This is a genomic window from Roseateles sp. P5_D6 (assembly GCF_054049415.1).
Genome location: NZ_JBFUMK010000003.1, coordinates 1 through 17,659, shown reverse-complemented (window position 1 = coordinate 17,659; position 17,659 = coordinate 1). Strand labels below are relative to the sequence as shown.

The 17,659-nt window shown below is 67.7% G+C and carries 15 protein-coding genes; 10 read left to right on the top strand and 5 right to left on the bottom strand.

Features of this window, described 5'->3' with window-relative positions:
- Positions 1-10: 10 nt before the first annotated feature.
- From ACXJKM_RS04110 to glcF, 6 genes are read left to right on the top strand one after another with little or no spacing between them, the layout of a single operon-like run.
- Entirely contained in the window at positions 11-778 is a 768-nt protein-coding gene (locus ACXJKM_RS04110) for a PhaM family polyhydroxyalkanoate granule multifunctional regulatory protein (protein WP_056205372.1), read from the top strand.
- 31 nt (positions 779-809) lie between these two features.
- Positions 810-1,667 (top strand): substrate-binding periplasmic protein, encoded by an 858-nt coding sequence (locus tag ACXJKM_RS04105; RefSeq protein ID WP_457350441.1) that lies wholly within the window; start codon positions 810-812, stop codon positions 1,665-1,667.
- A gap of 12 nt (positions 1,668-1,679) precedes the next feature.
- Positions 1,680-3,158 (top strand): FAD-linked oxidase C-terminal domain-containing protein, encoded by a 1,479-nt coding sequence (locus ACXJKM_RS04100; RefSeq protein WP_457350439.1) that lies wholly within the window; start codon positions 1,680-1,682, stop codon positions 3,156-3,158.
- Positions 3,155-4,225 (top strand): glycolate oxidase subunit GlcE, encoded by a 1,071-nt coding sequence (gene glcE, locus ACXJKM_RS04095; RefSeq protein WP_457350437.1) that lies wholly within the window; start codon positions 3,155-3,157, stop codon positions 4,223-4,225. Before ACXJKM_RS04100 ends, glcE begins: the two co-directional genes overlap by 4 nt.
- Before the next feature lie 2 nt (positions 4,226-4,227).
- Positions 4,228-5,004 (top strand): methyltransferase domain-containing protein, encoded by a 777-nt coding sequence (locus tag ACXJKM_RS04090; RefSeq protein WP_457350912.1) that lies wholly within the window; start codon positions 4,228-4,230, stop codon positions 5,002-5,004.
- Positions 5,005-5,008: 4 nt separating this feature from the next.
- Positions 5,009-6,256, top strand: coding sequence for a glycolate oxidase subunit GlcF (gene glcF, locus ACXJKM_RS04085; RefSeq protein ID WP_457350435.1), 1,248 nt, complete (start codon positions 5,009-5,011; stop codon positions 6,254-6,256).
- A gap of 185 nt (positions 6,257-6,441) precedes the next feature.
- Here the strand turns inward: glcF and ACXJKM_RS04080 are convergent, their stop codons facing one another.
- Positions 6,442-7,437: an AraC-like ligand-binding domain-containing protein gene (locus ACXJKM_RS04080; RefSeq protein WP_457350433.1), complete on the bottom strand. Its 996-nt coding sequence runs from the start codon at positions 7,435-7,437 to the stop codon at positions 6,442-6,444.
- Between the two features lie 378 nt (positions 7,438-7,815).
- Here ACXJKM_RS04080 and ACXJKM_RS04075 point away from each other — a divergent pair, with 378 nt between their 5' ends.
- The 3 genes from ACXJKM_RS04075 (at position 7,816) to ACXJKM_RS04065 (ending at position 10,559) form a co-directional block, all read left to right on the top strand.
- The gene (locus ACXJKM_RS04075) at positions 7,816-8,865 is read left to right on the top strand and encodes a carbon-nitrogen hydrolase family protein (protein WP_457350910.1); all 1,050 of its coding nucleotides are present in this window, start codon (positions 7,816-7,818) and stop codon (positions 8,863-8,865) included.
- Positions 8,866-8,876: 11 nt separating this feature from the next.
- Positions 8,877-9,545 carry a pyridoxamine 5'-phosphate oxidase family protein gene (locus ACXJKM_RS04070; protein ID WP_457350431.1) on the top strand — a complete coding sequence of 223 codons (669 nt, stop codon included), beginning with the start codon at positions 8,877-8,879 and terminating at the stop codon, positions 9,543-9,545.
- Positions 9,546-9,650: 105 nt separating this feature from the next.
- Entirely contained in the window at positions 9,651-10,559 is a 909-nt protein-coding gene (locus ACXJKM_RS04065; RefSeq protein WP_457350429.1) for a transporter, read from the top strand.
- Positions 10,560-10,763: 204 nt separating this feature from the next.
- On the opposite strand, the gene ACXJKM_RS04060 is transcribed toward ACXJKM_RS04065, so the two are convergent.
- Together ACXJKM_RS04060 and metK are read right to left on the bottom strand one after the other, a co-directional pair.
- Entirely contained in the window at positions 10,764-12,305 is a 1,542-nt protein-coding gene (locus tag ACXJKM_RS04060; protein ID WP_457350427.1) for a methyl-accepting chemotaxis protein, read from the bottom strand.
- A gap of 215 nt (positions 12,306-12,520) precedes the next feature.
- The gene (metK, locus tag ACXJKM_RS04055; protein ID WP_457350425.1) at positions 12,521-13,702 is read right to left on the bottom strand and encodes a methionine adenosyltransferase; all 1,182 of its coding nucleotides are present in this window, start codon (positions 13,700-13,702) and stop codon (positions 12,521-12,523) included.
- Between the two features lie 129 nt (positions 13,703-13,831).
- Between metK and ACXJKM_RS04050 the strand changes: the two genes are divergently transcribed.
- Positions 13,832-14,695 (top strand): lysophospholipid acyltransferase family protein, encoded by an 864-nt coding sequence (locus ACXJKM_RS04050; RefSeq protein ID WP_457350423.1) that lies wholly within the window; start codon positions 13,832-13,834, stop codon positions 14,693-14,695.
- Here ACXJKM_RS04050 and ACXJKM_RS04045 read toward each other — a convergent pair.
- Positions 14,692-15,567, bottom strand: a complete 876-nt coding sequence (locus tag ACXJKM_RS04045; RefSeq protein WP_457350421.1) for a PEP-CTERM sorting domain-containing protein — start codon at positions 15,565-15,567, stop codon at positions 14,692-14,694. The two genes, ACXJKM_RS04050 and ACXJKM_RS04045, sit on opposite strands and share 4 nt — an antisense overlap.
- A gap of 106 nt (positions 15,568-15,673) precedes the next feature.
- Positions 15,674-17,659 (bottom strand): LuxR C-terminal-related transcriptional regulator (locus ACXJKM_RS04040; protein ID WP_457350419.1); only part of this gene is annotated, 1,986 nt, incomplete at its 5' end.

Sequence of the window (17,659 nt, the reverse complement as noted above, 5' to 3'; positions counted from 1 at the left end):
GAGACAAGACATGAGCGACAACAGCTTCACCAAGTTCGTGCCCGGTTTCGAGTTCCTGCAGGGCCTCGTCAAGAACGCTGGCTCGGCCCTGCCCGGCATCGGCCAATGGGTGGCGCCAACGCTCAATCCCGAGGAGCTCTCCAAGCGCATCGAGGAGCTGCGCACGGTGCAGTTCTGGCTGGAGCAGAACGCGCGCATGCTGGCCGCCACCATCCAGGCGCTGGAGGTGCAGCGCATGACGCTGTCGACGCTGAAGTCGATGAACGTGCCGCTGGCCGACTTGCGCGACAGCCTCAAGCTGCCCACCGGTGGCGACGGCACCTCCTGGCCCGGCATCCCACCCGAAATCCTGGCCGCCGCGGCGCCGGTGGCCCAGGCTGCGGCTCAGACGGTGACCAAGACGGCCAATACCGCTAGCAAGGTCGCCGCCAAGACCGTGAAGACGGCCGGCGACGCGGCCAAGGCCGTGGCCGACAACCCGGCCGCCGTCGTCGACCCGACGCAGTGGTGGACGGCGCTGAGCCAGCAGTTCACGCAGCTGGCCACCTCGGCCATGAAGGACACCGCGACCGATGCGGCCAAGAACCTCGCCGGCAACCTCGTCAAGCAGAGCTTCGACGCCGCCAGCGAAACGCTGAAGCGCGCGGCCAGCGTGCCCGGGGCGGTGGTGGGTGGCGTCGCCAAGGGCCTGGCGTCCGGCGCCGCGCCCAAGCCGGCCGCGAAGACCGCCGCCGCGAAGGCGGCCAAGCCACGCAGCAGCGCGCGCCGCAAGCCTTGAGGCGAAGGCGAACCGGCGCGACGGGAGGGTGATGAGGCGCCGGCCGCTGCTGGTCATGCTCGCGGCTGCCTGCGCCACCGAGGCGCCCGCGCGGCCCGCGCCGCTGGTCTATCCCCAGCACGAACCCGGCCGCGTGCCGCAGTGGCACTACATGCAGGCCGTCATCAAGCTCGCCATCACGCGCAGCGGTGCCGACTATGAGTTGATGGAGTCGCCCGTGCCGATGACGCAAGCGCGCGTCGTGCGCGAACTGGCCGACCGCAGCGGGCGGATCGATCTGTGCTGGACCATGACCAGCATCGAGCGCGAGGCCCGGCTGCTGCCGGTGCGCGTTCCCATGGACCGCGGCCTCATCGGTTGCCGCGTTGCCTTCGTCCGCCCCGAGGACGTGGATCGCTGGCGCGACCTGCACGACCTCAACGAACTCTCCCGCTACGTCGCCGGCCAGGGCCAGGACTGGCCCGACACCGCCATCCTGCGTGCCAACGGCCTGCCGGTGCAGGGCATCAGCCGCTACGAGGCGCTGTTCGACATGCTGCGCATGCGCCGCATCGACTACTTCCCGCGCGCCGTCTTCGAGATCGACGACGAGGCGACCACGCCGGCGGCCCATGACCTCGTCATCGAGCCGCATGTGCTGCTGCGCTATCCGGCGGCTTCCTACCTCTTCGTGCGCCCGGACCGGCCACGATTGGCGGCCGAGTTGCAGCGCGGCATGGAGGCCGCGGCCAGCGACGGCAGCCTCGCGCGCCTCTTCCAGCAGTATTTCGGCGACCTGCTGCGCCGCCACCACCTGCCCCGCCGCCGCCAGCTGCTGCTGAAGAATCCGCTGCTGCCGCCCGAGACGCCGCTGCACAAGCCGGCCTACTGGCTCGTCCTCGAAAGCTAAAGTGAGCCCGTCATGAACGCCCCGCTGGACCTCGCCGCCCGCCGTGCCGCACTCATCGCGGCCCTGGCGCCGCTGCTGCCGGCCTACGCCCTGCTGCACCAGGCCGAGCAGACCACGCCCTATGAATGCGATGGCCTGACCGCCTACCGCCAGCGCCCGCTGGCCGTGGCCCTGCCCGAGACCGAAGCCCAGGTGGCCGCCGTGCTGAAGGCCTGCCACCGCCTGGGTGTGCCGGTCGTCGCGCGCGGCGCGGGCACGGGCCTGTCGGGCGGCGCGATGCCGCACGAGGCCGGCCTGACGTTGGCCCTGGCCAAGTTCAACCGCATCCTGTCGCTGGACCCGCTGTCACGCACGGCGCGCGTGCAATGCGGCGTGCGCAACCTCGCCATCAGCGAAGCCGCGGCGACTCACGGCCTGTATTACGCGCCCGACCCCAGCAGCCAGATCGCCTGCACGATCGGTGGCAACATCGCCGAGAACAGCGGTGGCGTGCACTGCCTGAAGTACGGCTTGACGCTGCACAACGTGCTGCGCCTGCGCGGCTTCACCGCCGAGGGCGAGGCCATCGAGTTCGGCAGCGAGGCCCTGGACGCGGCGGGGCTGGACCTGCTGGCCCTGGTCATCGGCAGCGAAGGCATGTTGGCCGTCATCACCGAGGTCACCGTCAAGCTGGTGCCCAAGCCGCAACTGGCGCGCTGCATCATGGCCAGCTTCGACGACGTGCGCAAGGCCGGCGACGCGGTCGCGGCCATCATCGCAGCCGGCATCATCCCGGCGGGCCTGGAGATGATGGACAAGCCGATGACGGCTGCCGTGGAGGACTTCGTGCATGCCGGCTATGACCTGGATGCCGAGGCCATCCTGCTGTGCGAAAGCGACGGCACGCCCGAGGAGGTGGCCGAGGAGGTCGCGAAGATGGAAGCCGTGCTGCAGGCCAGCGGCGCGACGCGCTGCCAGGTCAGCGCCGACGAGGCCCAACGGCTCAAGTTCTGGAGCGGCCGCAAGAACGCCTTCCCGGCATCGGGCCGCATCAGCCCCGATTACATGTGCATGGACTCCACCATCCCGCGCAAGCACCTGGCCACCATCCTGCTCGACATCCAGCAGATGGAAAAGAAATACGGCCTGCGCTGCGCCAACGTCTTCCATGCCGGCGACGGCAATCTGCACCCGCTGATCCTGTTCGACGCCAACGACCCCGACCAGCTGCACCGCTGCGAAGCTTTCGGTGCCGAGATCCTGGAGCGCAGCGTGGCCCTGGGCGGCACGGTGACCGGCGAGCATGGTGTCGGCGTCGAAAAACTGAACTCCATGTGCGTGCAGTTCAGCACCGAGGAGCGCGAGCAGATGCTGGCGTTGAAGCGCGCCTTCGACCCTGCCGGCACGCTGAACCCGGGCAAGCAGATCCCGTCCCTGAGCCGCTGCGCCGAATACGGACGCATGCATGTGAAGCGCGGCCTGTTGGCCTTCCCGGAACTGGAGCGGTTTTGAGCTTTGCAGACCTGCAGACCCGATTGCGTAATGCGCGCGAGCCGCTGCGCATCCAGGGCCATGGCAGCAAGGATTTCTATGGCGAGGCGCCGCACGGCGAGCTGCTGTCCACCCTGGAGATGAATGGCATCACCGCCTACGAGCCCAGCGAGCTCTTCATCAGCGCGCTGGCCGGCACGCCGTTGGCCGATGTCGAGGCCATGCTGGCCCGCCAGCAGCAGCGCCTGGCCTTCGAGCCGCCGCGCTTCGGTGGCCGCGGCACCGTGGGCGGCATGGTGGCGGCCGGGCTGTCGGGGCCGACGCGGGCGGCGCTGGGCTCGGTGCGGGACCATCTGCTGGGCGCCGTGATGATCAATGGCCGGGGCGAGCTGCTGAGCTTTGGCGGCACGGTCATGAAGAACGTGGCCGGCTTCGATGTCAGCCGCGCGCTGGCGGGGTCGCTGGGCGTGCTGGGGTTGATTACCGAGGTGACCTTGAAGGTGCTGCCCCTGCCGGCCGCCACGGCAACATTGCGCTTCGATTTCGACCAGTCCGCTGCCTTGATGGCGATCAACCGCTGGGGCGGTGAGCCCCTGCCCATCGAGGCCAGTGCCTGGTGGGACGGTGCCTTGCTCGTGCGACTGGCCGGCGCGAACGCGGCCGTTGAGGCCGCGGCACGCAAGTTGGGCGGCGATGTCATTCCGGGCGACATGGCCCAGCCCTTCTGGACCGGCCTGCGTGACCACAGCGACGAGTTCTTCATCGGCGCCGAGCGTGCGGTGGCGGGCGGCGCGCGGCTTTGGCGGCTGTCCCTGCCGAGTGCGACGCCCGAGCTCAAGTTGCATGGCGAGCAGCTCATCGAATGGGGCGGCGCGCAACGCTGGGTCGTCACGCCCATGCCGCCTGCCGGCGTGCGTGATGCCGCAGCAGCTGTGGGCGGGCATGCGACGCTGTTCCGCGCCCAGGACAAGGGCGTGGGCGTGTTCGCGCCGCTGAGCGCGCCGTTGGCGGCCATCCACAAGCGGCTCAAGGCCTCCTTCGACCCGCATGGCGTGTTCAACCCGGGGCGGCTCTACGCCGGGCTTTGATGATCCAGCCCATCCATGACGCCGCCCAGCGCGGCTACACCAACGCCCCCGACAGCTATCAGCGTGGCCGGCCGGAGTACCCGCAGGCCCTCGCCGCCTGGCTGGACGCGACGCTCGGCGTACGCAAGGGCGCGCGTGTCGTCGATCTGGGCGCGGGCACCGGCAAGTTCACCAAGCTGCTGGCTTGCACCGGTGCAGCCGTGACGGCGGTGGAGCCGGTCGATGCGATGCGCGAGAAGCTGTCGCAGAGCCTGCCCGGCGTGAGGACGCTGGCCGGTACCGCCGAGACCATGCCCTTGGCAGACGGCGAGGCCGGCGTGCTGGTCTGCGCCCAGGCCTTTCACTGGTTTGCCAACAGCCAGGCCCTGCGCGAGATGCACCGTGTGCTCCGGCCTGGTGGTCAGCTCGGCCTGGTCTGGAATGTGCGGGACGAAACCCACGATTGGGTCGCCGCCATCACCGAGATCATCACGCCCTATGAAGGGGACGCGCCGCGCTACTACACCGGGCAATGGAAGCGCCCCTTCGAGGGCCAGGCGCTGTTCGCGCCGCTGCAGCTGACGGAGTTTGCGCACAGTCATGAGGGCTCGTTCGAGCAGGTCGTCATCGACCGGATTGCTTCGGTGAGCTTCATCGCGGCATTGCCGCAGGCCGAGCGTGAAGCCGTGCTTGGGCAATTGCGCGCGTTGCAACCGCGTTTTGCGGCCTTGCGCAAGCCGGTGATCGCCTTCCCCTACGTGACGCAGGCCTGGTGCGCCGAGCGTCTTGCCAGCAACTGACGGCATGCAAACCACCCTCGCTCCCGAATTCGCCGGCACCCACGATGGCGCCGAGGCCGAGGCCATCCTGCGGCGCTGCGTGCACTGCGGCTTCTGCACGGCCACCTGCCCGACCTACCAGCTGCTGGGCGACGAGCTCGACGGCCCGCGCGGCCGCATCTACCTGATCAAGCAGGTGCTCGAAGGCGCTGAACCCACGCGCGAGACGCAGTTGCATCTGGACCGCTGCCTGACCTGCCGCAACTGCGAGACGACCTGTCCGTCGGGCGTCGAATACGGCCGCCTGGTCGACATCGGCCGGCGCGTGGTGGATGCCAAGGTCGAGCGTCCCAGCGGCGAGAAGCGTGTGCGCTGGCTGCTGAAGGAGGGGCTGACCTCGCCGCTGTTCAAGCCGGCGATGAAGCTGGGCCAGATGTTCCGGCCGCTGGTGCCGGCGTCGCTGAAGGACAAGGTGCCAGCCCGGCCGCCGGCCACGGCGCACGATTGGCCGATGCGCCAGCTCAACCGCAAGGTCGCATTGCTGCTGGGCTGCGTGCAGCCGGCCATGGCGCCTAACATCAACAGCGCGACGGCTCGCGTGCTGGACGCGGCCGGCATTCAGACCGTGGTGGCCGATGGCGCCGGTTGCTGCGGCGCCATCCGCGAGCACCTCGGCGACCACGAGGCGGCGCTGGACGAGATGCGCCGCAATATCGACGCCTGGTGGCCCCTGGTCTCCGGGCTCGGCGAGCGCGTCGAGGCCCTGGTCATGAATGCCTCGGGCTGCGGCGTCATGGTCAAGGACTATGCGCACCTGTTGGCCCATGACCCGGCCTATGCCGACAAGGCCCGGCGCGTCAGCGAGATGACCAAGGACCTCAGCGAGCTGCTGCCCGAGCTGGTGCCTGCGCTGAAGAGCCGCCTCAAGGCCAAGCCGGGCTCGCTGGCCTACCATCCGCCGTGCACGCTGCAGCATGGGCAGAAGCTCAGTGGTGGCGTGGAAGGTGCGCTGCGTGAGCTGGGTTTTCGCATCGACTGCGCACCGCATGACAGCCATCTCTGCTGCGGTTCGGCTGGTACCTATTCGGTGCTGCAGCCCGAGCTGTCCAAGCAGCTGCGCGACCGCAAGCTGGCAGCGCTGGCGCCGCTGCAGGCCGAGCAGATCGTGTCGGCCAATATCGGCTGCATCCAGCATCTGCAGAGCGGCACGACCCAGCCGGTGCGGCATTGGGTCGAGGTGCTGGATGACGCGCTGAGGGGGCTGAGCGGGTAAATGCTCGAGTGAGCTTGCTGTGGGTGCAGCGGGTCAACCAATGACGGGTGTCACCCTGAGCGGTCGGCCAGCAGATGGTTTTGGCTTCCTGTAACGGTCGTTCTCATCCCCCGACGGCCGCTGGCAGGAGGAACGTTCGCAAATTGGATGCGTCCCGGCTGGGGAGGTCATCCACCGATAGCGGGCTAGGACAAGCTGCTCGGAGCCGTTGCTATCGCGGCCGTTCCTGTGACCTGCGCCTGCCGGCGCCATTCGCGCGGCGAGCAATTAAAGCGATCACGGAAGGCCCTGCTGAAATGTGCGGCATCGTTGAAGCCCCACCTGAAGGCGATCTCTGCCACCGACACCTTGGCCCGGCGAGAGTCGAGCAACTCTCTGCTACAAGCCTCGAGCCTCCGACTCCAGAGGTACTGGGAAGGAGACAGTGGTTCGGTCTTGAACAGCCGGTGAAGATGCCCGACTGACATGGCAAGCTCTGCGGCGATCAACTCAATGCTCAGCGCTGGGTCATGAAGTCGGTCGTCGATGCATTGCCTGATGCGCGCAACGTGATAAGCGCTCATCGAGGACAACTCGGCCTTCCTGCAGGCGGGCAGCGATTGCAAACCCGCCACGAGCACATTCACCACGCCGCTGGCTACGGCAGCCGCAGAAGCCGGCAGCAGGCTGTCCACCTCATCTCGCAAGGTGCTAATCATGTTGATTAGAAGGTGTCCGGCTCCGGTGCGGCCGGACACGGTTGTCGCCGTAAGCCCTTCCGTGTTGTGGACCAGGGAGCGAAGCAGATCACCACGCAGCTTCAGCACGATCTCCTCGAAGTCGTCTCCAAAGTGCAGCACATAGGGCCGTGTGCTGTCGTAGATCGCAAAATCCCCTGGGGACATCACCGCATCGCGCCCGTCCTGGGAAATGACGGCATGGCCTTGGGTCTGAAGGCTCACGATGAAGTAGTCGTCCGACGCCTTGGAGATGACATGCGGCGTTCGCATCACGCGCTGCGCGCCCGAAGTCACCACCGACAGGTCCAGCCCCGGCAGTTGATGGCTGAGGATCGAGCCTCTGAAGTCGTCGCTCTCTTTGGCGTCGCATTCAAGCTGCACGTACGTCGTGCAGATCATGTCGACCCAATACGCAAGGCGCTGGTCGGGTGCTACGGCATCTGTGGTCAGAACTTGACTCATCGCGATCCCAAGGAATTCAGGATGGGTTGTGGTTTAGGAGAGCGAAGCAGGTTGATTTCGATCAGATGCAATGCTCCTCCAAGCCCGCTTTGTCCTCAAGCAAGCTGTGTGCCGGAAAACACCTAGAAGCGCGGCAAAGTCAATAGTTCCGCGAGCTAGAAGCAAGACGCCAAACCGGGCGCGGGGCGTACGCGTGCCCTAGGTGATGGCCCATGCGCCCGACAAAGCGCTCTTTCCTGCCTTGTTGTGAAGGCCAGACAAGAGGACCGCGAGTCGCGGGCAAGACGCAATCGCTGTCGAGACCGAGCATAGGAATGCCCGATCAAGAAGTCTTCTTCATCGGAAATCGAATTGCAGACCAAATCCGAGGAGGAAACCATGCCAAGTCAAGCCCACCCCAAGCTCCGCGTAGCTGCCGTCCAGGCTTCGCCCGTGTTTCTGGACCTCGACGCGACGATCGACAAGACGATCAAGCTGATGAAGGAAGCCGCCGAGCAAGGCGCAAAGCTGGTGGCATTTCCGGAGACGTGGATCCCGGGCTACCCGTGGTGGATCTGGCTGAACTCGCCGGCCATGGGCATGCAATACGTGCAGCGCTACAACGACAACTCGCTGGTGGTCGGCTCGGCCGAATTCAAGCGCTTGGCCCAAGCCGCGGGCGATCTGGGCATCTGGATGTCGACCGGGTACAGCGAGCGCGCCGGGGGCAGCCTCTACATCGCGCAGGCCCTGTTCGACGATCAGGGTCGGGTGGTCAAGACCCGCCGCAAGCTCAAGCCCACGCATGTGGAACGCACCGTCTTCGGAGAGGGCGACGGCAGTGACCTCGCCGTGATGGAAACCACCATCGGCAATGTCGGCATGCTGGCCTGCTGGGAGCATCTGCAACCTCTCAGCAAGTACGCCATGTACGCGCAGAACGAGCAGATCCACATCGGTGCGTGGCCGAGCTTCTCGGTCTATCGCGGTGCTGCGCACGCGCTCGGCGCCGAGGTCAACAACGCCGTCAGCCAGGTCTATGCGGTGGAAGGGCAGTGCTTCGTGGTGGCGCCTTGCGCGACGGTGTCCAAGGCCATGCACGAAATGCTGTGCACCGACCCCCTCCAAAAGCAGCTCTTGCTCGAAGGCGGCGGCTTCGCGCGCATCTACGGCCCGGATGGCTCGCCGATGGGGACCAACCTGCCCGAAACCGAAGAGGGCTTGGTAGTCGCCGACATCGATCTGGGAATGATCTCCCTCTCGAAGGCGGCAGCTGACCCGTCCGGACACTATTCGCGGCCCGACGTGACCCGCCTGCTGCTGGACAACACACCACGCGAGCGTGTGGTGCTGCAGCGGCGTGCGGCGGTTCAAGGGCTCGAATCGAACGAAGCCGATGTCGCAAAAACTGAGTTGGAACTCGTTGTCGGCTTGGCCCGCCAAGCTTGAGGAGCGATGCCATGACCCAATTCGCCTACACGCAAAAGGCCCTTGAACTGCAGAAGCGCTTTGACACCGAAGCGCTAGCCGCCGCCGAGTTGCAGGTAATTGTTCACGCCAGCTTGTCGCCACCCGATCGCGCCTTCATCGCGCAGGCCGAGTTCTTCTGGCTGTCGTCCGTGGACCCTCAGGGCTCCCCCACAGTCAGCTTCAAAGGTGGCGCGCCGGGCTTCGTGCACATGCCCGACGACAAGACCTTGCTGTTCCCTTGCTTCGATGGCAACGGCATGTACTTTTCGATGGGCAACATCGCCTCCACGTCGAAGATCGGCATGCTGTTCATGAGCTTCGAAACGCCGAGCCGTCTTCGAGTTCAGGGCAATGCTCACCTCACCGACGATCCAGCCGTGGTGGGCCTGTGGCCTGGCGCGCAATTCGGCATCAGGGTCGAGATCACTGCACTGATCACGAACTGCCCTCGCTACATCCCGCGCATGCAGCGCGTGGAAGGGTCCCGCTACGTGCCAGACGCCAAGTCCGGCCACCAGCCGATCCCGGGTTGGAAGCGCATCGATGCCATACAAGGCGTGCTGCCTCAGCGCGATCAGGGCAAAGCCGACGACGTTGGCGGGCTGATCACCATGGACGAATGGGGTGCGATGGTGATGAAGGGTGACCCGCTCGCTTGAGGCCATCACCTCGACCACTTCACTCTTCCACATCTCCAAGCCCGCGCGCAGGTCCAGGACCGAGTTCGCGCTCATTCAATCCATCAACTCCAGTCCTGCAACTTCATGAAATCAGCTCAGCAAATTCTTCGCAAGGCTTTTCGCCTCCGCACGGCGAGCCTCACAGGTGCTTTGGGTTTGGCCCTTGCCGCTCCGGCACACGCGCTCGAAGTGACCGCAGGCGACTACGAAATCTACCCGGCTGGCGTCAACATTGGATTGCTCTACTACCAGCATGCCGAGCGCTCTGATCTGTATGCCACCGGCACCAAGGTGTCGAACAATTTCAACCTCAAGTCTGACATTGGCCTGCTCCGCTACATCCGCCCCATCAAGCTCAATGACACCGCAACGCTCGACCTGAACGTCATTCTGCCGTTCGGTGAACTGAAGGGCAGCGGGGACGCAAGCGTCTTGGGCAAAGCAAGTGGCATGGCCGATCTCATCGTGGGCGCTCCGGTCAAGTTCCTTCTTGACCCGACGACGAAGGATGCGTTCAGCGTCGGCACTTTCGTCTACCTGCCGACCGGCAACCATGACAATGCCAAGCCGCTCAACCTGGGTGAGAACCGCTGGAAGGCCTTGTTGCAGCTTGCGTACGTCGGTCACTTCGGGTCGACGTGGGCACTTGATGCCGTCGGCGATGTGCTGGTGCACGGCAAGAACGACAAGTTCGGTTCCACCAAGGCCACCCTGAAACAAGACCCGCGATTCGAAGTGCAGGGGCATTTGCGCTACATCCTGTCGCCGGCCACCGCGCTGTCTGCTGGGATTGGGCACTACTGGGGAGGTGAAACGGAAATCAACGGTGTCGCGCAGAGCGATAAGTTGAAGACAACCTACGCTCGCTTGACGGCGACACACTTCATCGACCAAACAACCCAGCTGCAAGCACAGTTGGGGCAGGACGTCTCGGTCGAGAGCGGTCCCAAAGAGAAGGCTCGCATCAACCTGCGATTCGCGAAGATCTTCTGATCAGACTCGCTCCACAAGGGGTGGCAACACGTCCTGGCCTTCCCACCCCCGAGCCCCGTGCTTCACGCGGGGCACAGTGCGTGTTCGGATGTGACCTGCACCTACATCAGACCGGTCTCTCATGAGTGCCGGCAAATGGCCGAAGGCCGCCCGACACGCATGTCCTGCCGGTAAGGCGCGCCGAGCCGATGTGCCGTCTTCGTTCTAGACGCGGAAAGTCGATACCAGCTTCACCAGCTCGTCCGCCTGCTGCTTCAGGCTTTCGGCGGCCGCGGCGCTTTCCTCGACCAAGGCGGCGTTTTGCTGCGTGGCCTGGTCCATCTGCGTGATGGCCTGGCCGACCTGGCTGACGCCGGTGCTCTGCTCGCGGCTGGCCGAGCTGATCTCGCGCACGATCTGCGCGACGCGGCCAATGGCAGTCACGACTTGCGCCATCGTCTCGCCGGCCTTGTTCACCAGCACGGCGCCCTGCTCGACGCGCTCGACGCTGTCGCCGATCAGGCCCTTGATCTCCTTSGCCGCGTCGGCGCTGCGCTGGGCCAGCATGCGCACCTCGCTGGCGACGACGGCAAAGCCGCGCCCCTGCTCGCCGGCCCGTGCGGCCTCGACCGCGGCGTTCAGCGCCAGGATGTTGGTCTGGAAGGCGATGGCGTCGATGGTGCCGATGATGTCGCCGATCTTGCGTGAACTCTCTTCGATGCCTTTCATGCGCTGCACCGCCTCGCCGACGACTTCACCGCCCTGGCGCGCCACCTGGCTGGCGTCATGCGCGAGCTTGTCGGCCTCGCCGGCGTTGTCGGCATTGAGCTTCACGGTGGCCGACAGCTCCTCCATCGACGCCGCCGTCTCTTGAATGGCGCTGGCCTGCTGCTCGGTGCGTGCCGACAGGTCGTTGCTGCCATGCGAGATCTCGGTGCTGGCCGTCGCCACGCCGCTGGCGTTCTCGCGCACCGAGCCGACGAGATGGCGCAGCGCCTGCTGCATCTGCGCCAGCGCCTGAGTCAACTGCGCGGTCTCGTCGCTGCCCACGCTGCGGATGTCGCGCGACAGGTCGCCATGCCCCACCTCCTCGGCTTCGTGGATGGCCTCGCGCAGCGGGCCGACAACGGAGCGCGTGATCAGCCAGGCCGCCGCGATGCCTACGCTGAGGCAGGCGATGGCGATGACGAGCATGATCATCTGGGTGCGGCGCGCCTCCTCCATGACCTGCTGGGTCTCGAGGCGCACGCGCTCGCCCTGGAAGTCGGCCATGCGGCTGATGGCCGCGACATAGGCCTCTGAGGCCGGCCGCATCTTGCCCTCCAGCGTCTGCAGCGCAGCGTCGGCTTCGCCGGCCTTGAGCTGGGCGAAGACCTGGTTGCGGATATCGACGTAGGCCTTGCGGGCATCGGCGATCTCCGTGAGCAGGGCCTTGTCGCGCTCGGTGTCCACCGCCTTGGTGAGGCTCTCCTGCAGTTCGGTGATCCTGGCACTCGTCGTCTTGATGATCGGCGAGAAGAACTCCGCCACGGGGCCCGAGCCTCCGGCGCGCGCGACGGCGTCGGTGCGCGTGACGTTGAGCTGGGTCGCCGTACGCCAGTCCTGGGCGAAGTCCTGGCGATGCTGCAGTTCCACCAGCAGGTCGATGTGAGGGCCGACGGCGCCGATCTGCCGGTAGCTCACGCCCAGGGCCACCGCCAGCAGCAGCAGCACGAGGCCGAAGCCCAGGCCCAGCCGGGTCCCGATTCGCATGGATTGCATGTTCATCACCGCCTCCAGGTTGATGGCGCGGCGGGCGGCTGTGATCGCGCACCCTGCCGGTGCGTTGACTCTACATGTTGACGGATGTGGCGGCGCAAAGGAAAACACCGCCTGGAGGGCGGTGTTGGTGAGGTGATGTCACCGTCCTTTGGTCTTTGCTCACATCGCTATGCGATATGAGCTTCGCCCACGTGTCGAACCGCGCTTGCGCGCGGCGGCCCTTACAGGCCGGCCGCAGCCCGCAGGGCAGCGGCTTTGTCGACACGTTCCCACGTGAACTCCGGCTCCTCACGGCCGAAGTGACCATAGGCCGCCGTCTTGGAATAGATCGGACGCAGCAGGTCCAGCATCTGGATGATGCCCTTGGGACGCAGGTCGAAGTGCTCGTTGACGAGCTTGGCGATCTGGTCGTCGGGGATGACGCCGGTGCCTTCGGTGTAGACSGTSACGTTCATSGGSCGGGCYACGCCGATGGCGTARGCSACCTGGATCTGGCACTGGCGYGCCAGGCCSGCGGCGACGACGTTCTTGGCCACGTAGCGGGCGGCATAGGCGGCCGAGCGGTCGACCTTGGACGGGTCCTTGCCCGAGAAGGCGCCGCCRCCGTGCGGGCAGGCGCCGCCGTAGGTGTCGACGATGATCTTGCGGCCGGTCAGGCCGCAGTCGCCCTGCGGGCCGCCGATRACGAAGCGGCCGGTCGGRTTGATCAGGTACTTGGTGTCGGCGCTGATCCATTCCTTGGGCAGCACGGGCTTGATCAGCTCTTCGCGGATGGCTTCGTAGAACTCGTCCGTCATGCGGTCGCCGAGCGAGTACTCGGGCGCGTGCTGGGTGGACAGCACGACGGTGTCGATGCTGTGCGGCTTGCCGTCCACATAGCGCATCGTGACCTGGCTCTTGGCGTCCGGGCGCAGGAAGGGCAGGCGGCCGTCCTTGCGCAGCTGGGCCTGGCGCTCGACGAGGCGGTGGGCGTAGTAGATCGGCGCGGGCATCAGCTCGGGCGTCTCGTCACAGGCGTAGCCGAACATCAGGCCCTGGTCGCCGGCACCGGTGTTGAGGTGATCGTCGGACGCATGATCGACGCCCTGGGCGATGTCGTTGGACTGCTTGTCGTAGGCGACCAGGACGGCGCAGCCCTTGTAGTCGATGCCGTACTCGGTGTTGTCGTAGCCGATGCGCTTGATGGTGTCGCGCGCGACCTGGATGTAGTCGACGTGGGCGTTGGTCGTGATCTCGCCGGCGAGAACCACCAGGCCGGTGTTGCACAGCGTCTCGGCGGCCACGCGGCTGCGCGGGTCCTGCTCGAAGATGGCGTCCAGAATGGCGTCCGAGATCTGGTCGGCCACCTTGTCGGGGTGTCCTTCCGAGACGGATTCAGACGTGAAGAGGAAATCGTTGGCCACTTTTAAACTCCGGTTGCTTCATTGGCGGCGTCGCCGTCGCTCCTGGAGGTGCGGCGAACGCTTTAGCGGGATTTGTGAATCGCCCCGCAAGTAGTTCAGTAACTCGGCGATCTGCGAAGTATAGGAAATATGGGTTGGGTCTTTCGCTTGCTGTCCCGGCTGCCCCTGGCGCTATTGCACGCTTTGGGGGCGCTGCTGGGTTGGGTTGTCTACTTCGCCTCGGGGACCTACCGGCGGCGTTTCCAAGCCAATGTGGCCCAGGCCGGCGTCGCCTGGAGCGAGGCGCGGCCCGCGATTGCGGCCGCCGGGCGCATGGCGGCGGAGCTGCCCTGGCTCTGGGTGGCTACCCGCGGCAAGCCGCTGGGCGACAAGCTGCAATGGGAGGGCGGCGAGCTGATCACGGCCGCCCTGGCCGAGAAACGCGGCCTGGTCATGCTGACGCCCCACATGGGCTGCTTCGAGATCTGCGCCCAGGCCATCGCCGAGCGCTTCACGACGCCCGAGTCACCCATCACCGTGCTGTACCGCCCGGCGCGGCAGGCCTCGCTACGCGAGGTGATGGCCGGCTCACGCGAGCGGCCCGGGCTGGCCACGGCGCCGGCGTCGCTGGCCGGCGTGCGCCAGATGATCCGCGCGCTGCGCAAGGGCGAGGTCATCGGCCTGCTGCCCGACCAGGTGCCACCCGAKGGCCTGGGCGTGTGGGCGCCTTAYTTYGGCAAGCCGGCCTACACGATGACGCTGGCCGCCCGCCTGGTGCAGCAGACGGGCGCGTCCCTGCTGCTGATCTGGGGTGAGCGCCTGCCCGGCGGTGAGGGCTTCGTCGTGCACGTGCTGCCCGCGCCGGCCATCCCTGCCGAGGCGAGCAACGAGGCTGCCGCAGCGCTCGTCAACGGGGCCATGGAGAGCGTGATCCGGCGCGCACCGGGGCAATACATGTGGGGCTACCACCGCTACAAGCAGCCGCGCGGCCTGGACATCGGCGCGGCACCTTAGTCCTCCTTGCGTCGCAGGCGGAGCAACGCGGTCAAGCCCAGCGACAGCAGCAGCGCCGTCGCCGGCTCCGGCACGGCGGTCACCAGCAGGCCGGGGTCGCCACCGGTGATGGCCGTCAGGCGCAGCGTGTGCGAGGCGTCGGCCAGCACATCGGTCGTGTCGTAGGTCATCTGCACGCTGGCGCTGAGCTGGCTGATGAGGACGAAGCTCGCGCCGGGGTCCACCGTGATGCTGACCGAGAAATCACCGCCGAAGGCTTGCGGGTTGTAGAGCAGCCCGACGCCGCTGTGGCTGCTGTAGCCGAAGTCGATCAGGCCGACCTCGAAGGACGGGTCCTGGCCGGTGTAGATGGCCGCCGACCCGAAGGCGCTGGCCCGGGTGCTGCTGAGCGTGCCGTCTACATGGAAGTCGAAGTGGTAGGTCGTCGTGCTGGCGCCGAGGTAGTGGTAGGTCTGCTGGGTGCGCGCGACGGCGCTGGCGGCATAGAGGTCGATGCCGATCTCGAGCTGCGCCGGGTCGGCGAGGATGACGACGGGCTCGTTGTCGGCCCGCGCATAGGCGCCCAGCAGCGGTGTGGCCAGGGCGCCCTGCAAGGCGGCGCTGGCGTGGTACTCCACGCCGCCGCCCAGGCTGTAGCCCGCCGTGTTGGGGTCGCCCACAGGCTGGCCGAGGTAGTCCACCTGGGCGGCCAGCGGGCCGCTCTGGCTTTGCACCGGGTTGCCGGTGAGGCCGAGCTGGAAATGCGGGCAGGTGCTGCAGCCGATCTGGAAATCGCCCCGGGCGGTGCCGCTCGCGGTGGCAAGGCCAGCCTGGCCCCAGGCGGCGCCGCTGGCGAACAGGGCGAGAGCGGTGAGCAGCGTGCGGATCTTCATGACAGGTCTCCCTTGCAAAGGCTGTGCGGGCCGGTGGCCCTGAATGCAAGGCTAGAGGGCGAGGCGCGTGAGCACCTCGGCGGCGTTACCCGGATTTGGGCGCGCACTACTCAGATTTCGCGCGCTGGATGGCGTCCTGGCGTGTCTTCACCCCGAGCTTCAGGAACACGGCGGCGACATGGTTCTCCACCGTGCGCTCGGAGCGGTGCAGCGTGGCTGCGATGGCGCGGTTGCTGTGGCCCTGCACGAGCAGCTCCAGGATCTCGCGTTCGCGTCCGGTCAGGCCCAGCGGGTCCTGCCGGGCATGGCCGTAGCGGCCACGCCCCACGCCGCTCACGCCCACGCGCCGCAGGCGCCGTCGCGCGTACTGCGCGGCCAGCCCGGCGCCCAGCCCTTGCAGCCGCTGCAGCCCATCGGCGATGGCGTCGGCATCGCCCCACAGCAGCGCCAGGGCCTGCTGGTAGGGGCAGCCCACCTCGCCCCAGGCCTGGCTGGCGGCGCGATGCCGGCCGCTAGCCTCCAGCGCGCAGGCCGCGGGCGCGTCGGCGGCGACGGCCTGCGGCTGGCCCAGGCGCGCAAGCCACACCTGGACCTGCGCCCGCCGCCACGGCCCCAGCCGCGTGGTCGCTCTGGCCAACGCTTCCTCCGCCAGCTGCCGCGCCCGCCCCGCCGGGCCCGACAAGGTCGAGATTTCCACCTGCTGCACATCCACCGACATGAACCAGGGTGACACCGCCAGCTGCCGCCGTCCACTGGCCAGCTCCTGCCAGTAGGCCAGCGCACCCGGTTCCCCTCGGCGGGCCGCCTGCAGCGCAAGCAGATGGCCGACCTGCTCGCGTTGCAGCTCGTTCAGGTCAGGGCGGGCCTGGAGCTGGCGCAGGCCCGCCTCGCCGGCCGCCCAGTCGCCGCGCGCGATGTCGCCGCAAGCCTGGCGCACGCGCAGCGGCACGGCGAACAGGTCCAGGTCGCGCGCCTCGCAATACGCCAGCCCGGACGTGCACAGCCGGTCCAGCTTGTCGTAGCGCGATGCGACCAGCGCGGCCGAGGCGAGGTTGGTCCAGGCGCGCGCGGCCAGTTCCTCCCGACCATCGGCCAGCGCCTGTTCGAGCGCGGCGTGCAGCTCGACCGTGCCCAGCCCCTCATCCGGCCCGCCCAGCCGCGCCGAGGCCAGCGTGATACGCGCGCCGAGGGCGCCCGCCGGGTCGCCGAGGCGGCCGAACAAGGCCAGGGCCTGGGCGGCACCCGCCAGCGCCGCGCCGGTGTCGTCGTCCAGCAGATGCAGCTGGGCGTGGTTGGCCAGCGCGTGGGCCAGGGCCGGGCTGTCGGGGGCGTGCTCGTGCAGCAGGGCGATCGCGGCCTCGGCATGGGCCAGGCCGGCGCCGGCGCGGCCGCGCGTCCATTCGATGCGCGCCAGCAGGCTCAAGTGTTCGGCCCGGGCCAGYGGCCGCGCGCCGGCCAGGCTCAGCGCCAGGGCTGCGGCCTGCGCGGCCTCCTCGACCTGACCGGTCAGCAGGCATTCGATCGCCTGGGCGAGCGCCAGCGGCTCGACCTGCACGGCAGGCAGTTGTGCGGCGCGGCGCAGCGCCAGGCCGAACAGGGCCGCGGCCTGGCGGTGCGCGCCCGAGGCGGCCGCCAGTTCGGCGGCGCGCGGCGCCAGCCGGGCCACGGCATGGTCCAGGCCGGCGTGCTCGGCGTGATGCACCAGCCGTGCCGGTGCCGCGCCGCGCTCGCTCAAGGCGTCGAACACGGCGGCATGCAGGGCCGCGGCGCGGGGCCCCAGGGCTTCCAGCACGGTCAGCCGGGTCAGCTCGTGCGCAAAGCGCAGGCAATCGCCACCGGCCTGCAGCAGGTCGCTGGTGACGACTTCGGCCAGGGCCTCGGGCTCCAGGCCGCAGGCGTGGGCCAGCACGGCGGTCTCCAGCGGCGCGGGCGAGACGCTGGCCACATTGAGCAACTCGCGCGCCGGTGGCGACAGCCGCGCCACGCGCGCCAGCAGCGCGTCCCGCACCGACACCGGCAGGCCCTCGGCCAGCGGCGCGGCCAGCAGCTCCGTCACGAAGAAGGGATTGCCGCCGCTGGCCTCGAACAGGCC

Coding starts and splice junctions, on each gene's coding strand:
- ACXJKM_RS04110 (WP_056205372.1), top strand. CDS start 11: ATGAGCGACAACAGCTTCACCAAGTTCGTGCCCGGTTTCGAGTTCCTG.
- ACXJKM_RS04105 (WP_457350441.1), top strand. CDS start 810: ATGAGGCGCCGGCCGCTGCTGGTCATGCTCGCGGCTGCCTGCGCCACC.
- ACXJKM_RS04100 (WP_457350439.1), top strand. CDS start 1,680: ATGAACGCCCCGCTGGACCTCGCCGCCCGCCGTGCCGCACTCATCGCG.
- glcF (WP_457350435.1), top strand. CDS start 5,009: ATGCAAACCACCCTCGCTCCCGAATTCGCCGGCACCCACGATGGCGCC.
- ACXJKM_RS04080 (WP_457350433.1), bottom strand. CDS start 7,437: ATGAGTCAAGTTCTGACCACAGATGCCGTAGCACCCGACCAGCGCCTT.
- ACXJKM_RS04075 (WP_457350910.1), top strand. CDS start 7,816: ATGCCAAGTCAAGCCCACCCCAAGCTCCGCGTAGCTGCCGTCCAGGCT.
- ACXJKM_RS04070 (WP_457350431.1), top strand. CDS start 8,877: ATGACCCAATTCGCCTACACGCAAAAGGCCCTTGAACTGCAGAAGCGC.
- ACXJKM_RS04065 (WP_457350429.1), top strand. CDS start 9,651: ATGAAATCAGCTCAGCAAATTCTTCGCAAGGCTTTTCGCCTCCGCACG.
- ACXJKM_RS04045 (WP_457350421.1), bottom strand. CDS start 15,567: ATGAAGATCCGCACGCTGCTCACCGCTCTCGCCCTGTTCGCCAGCGGC.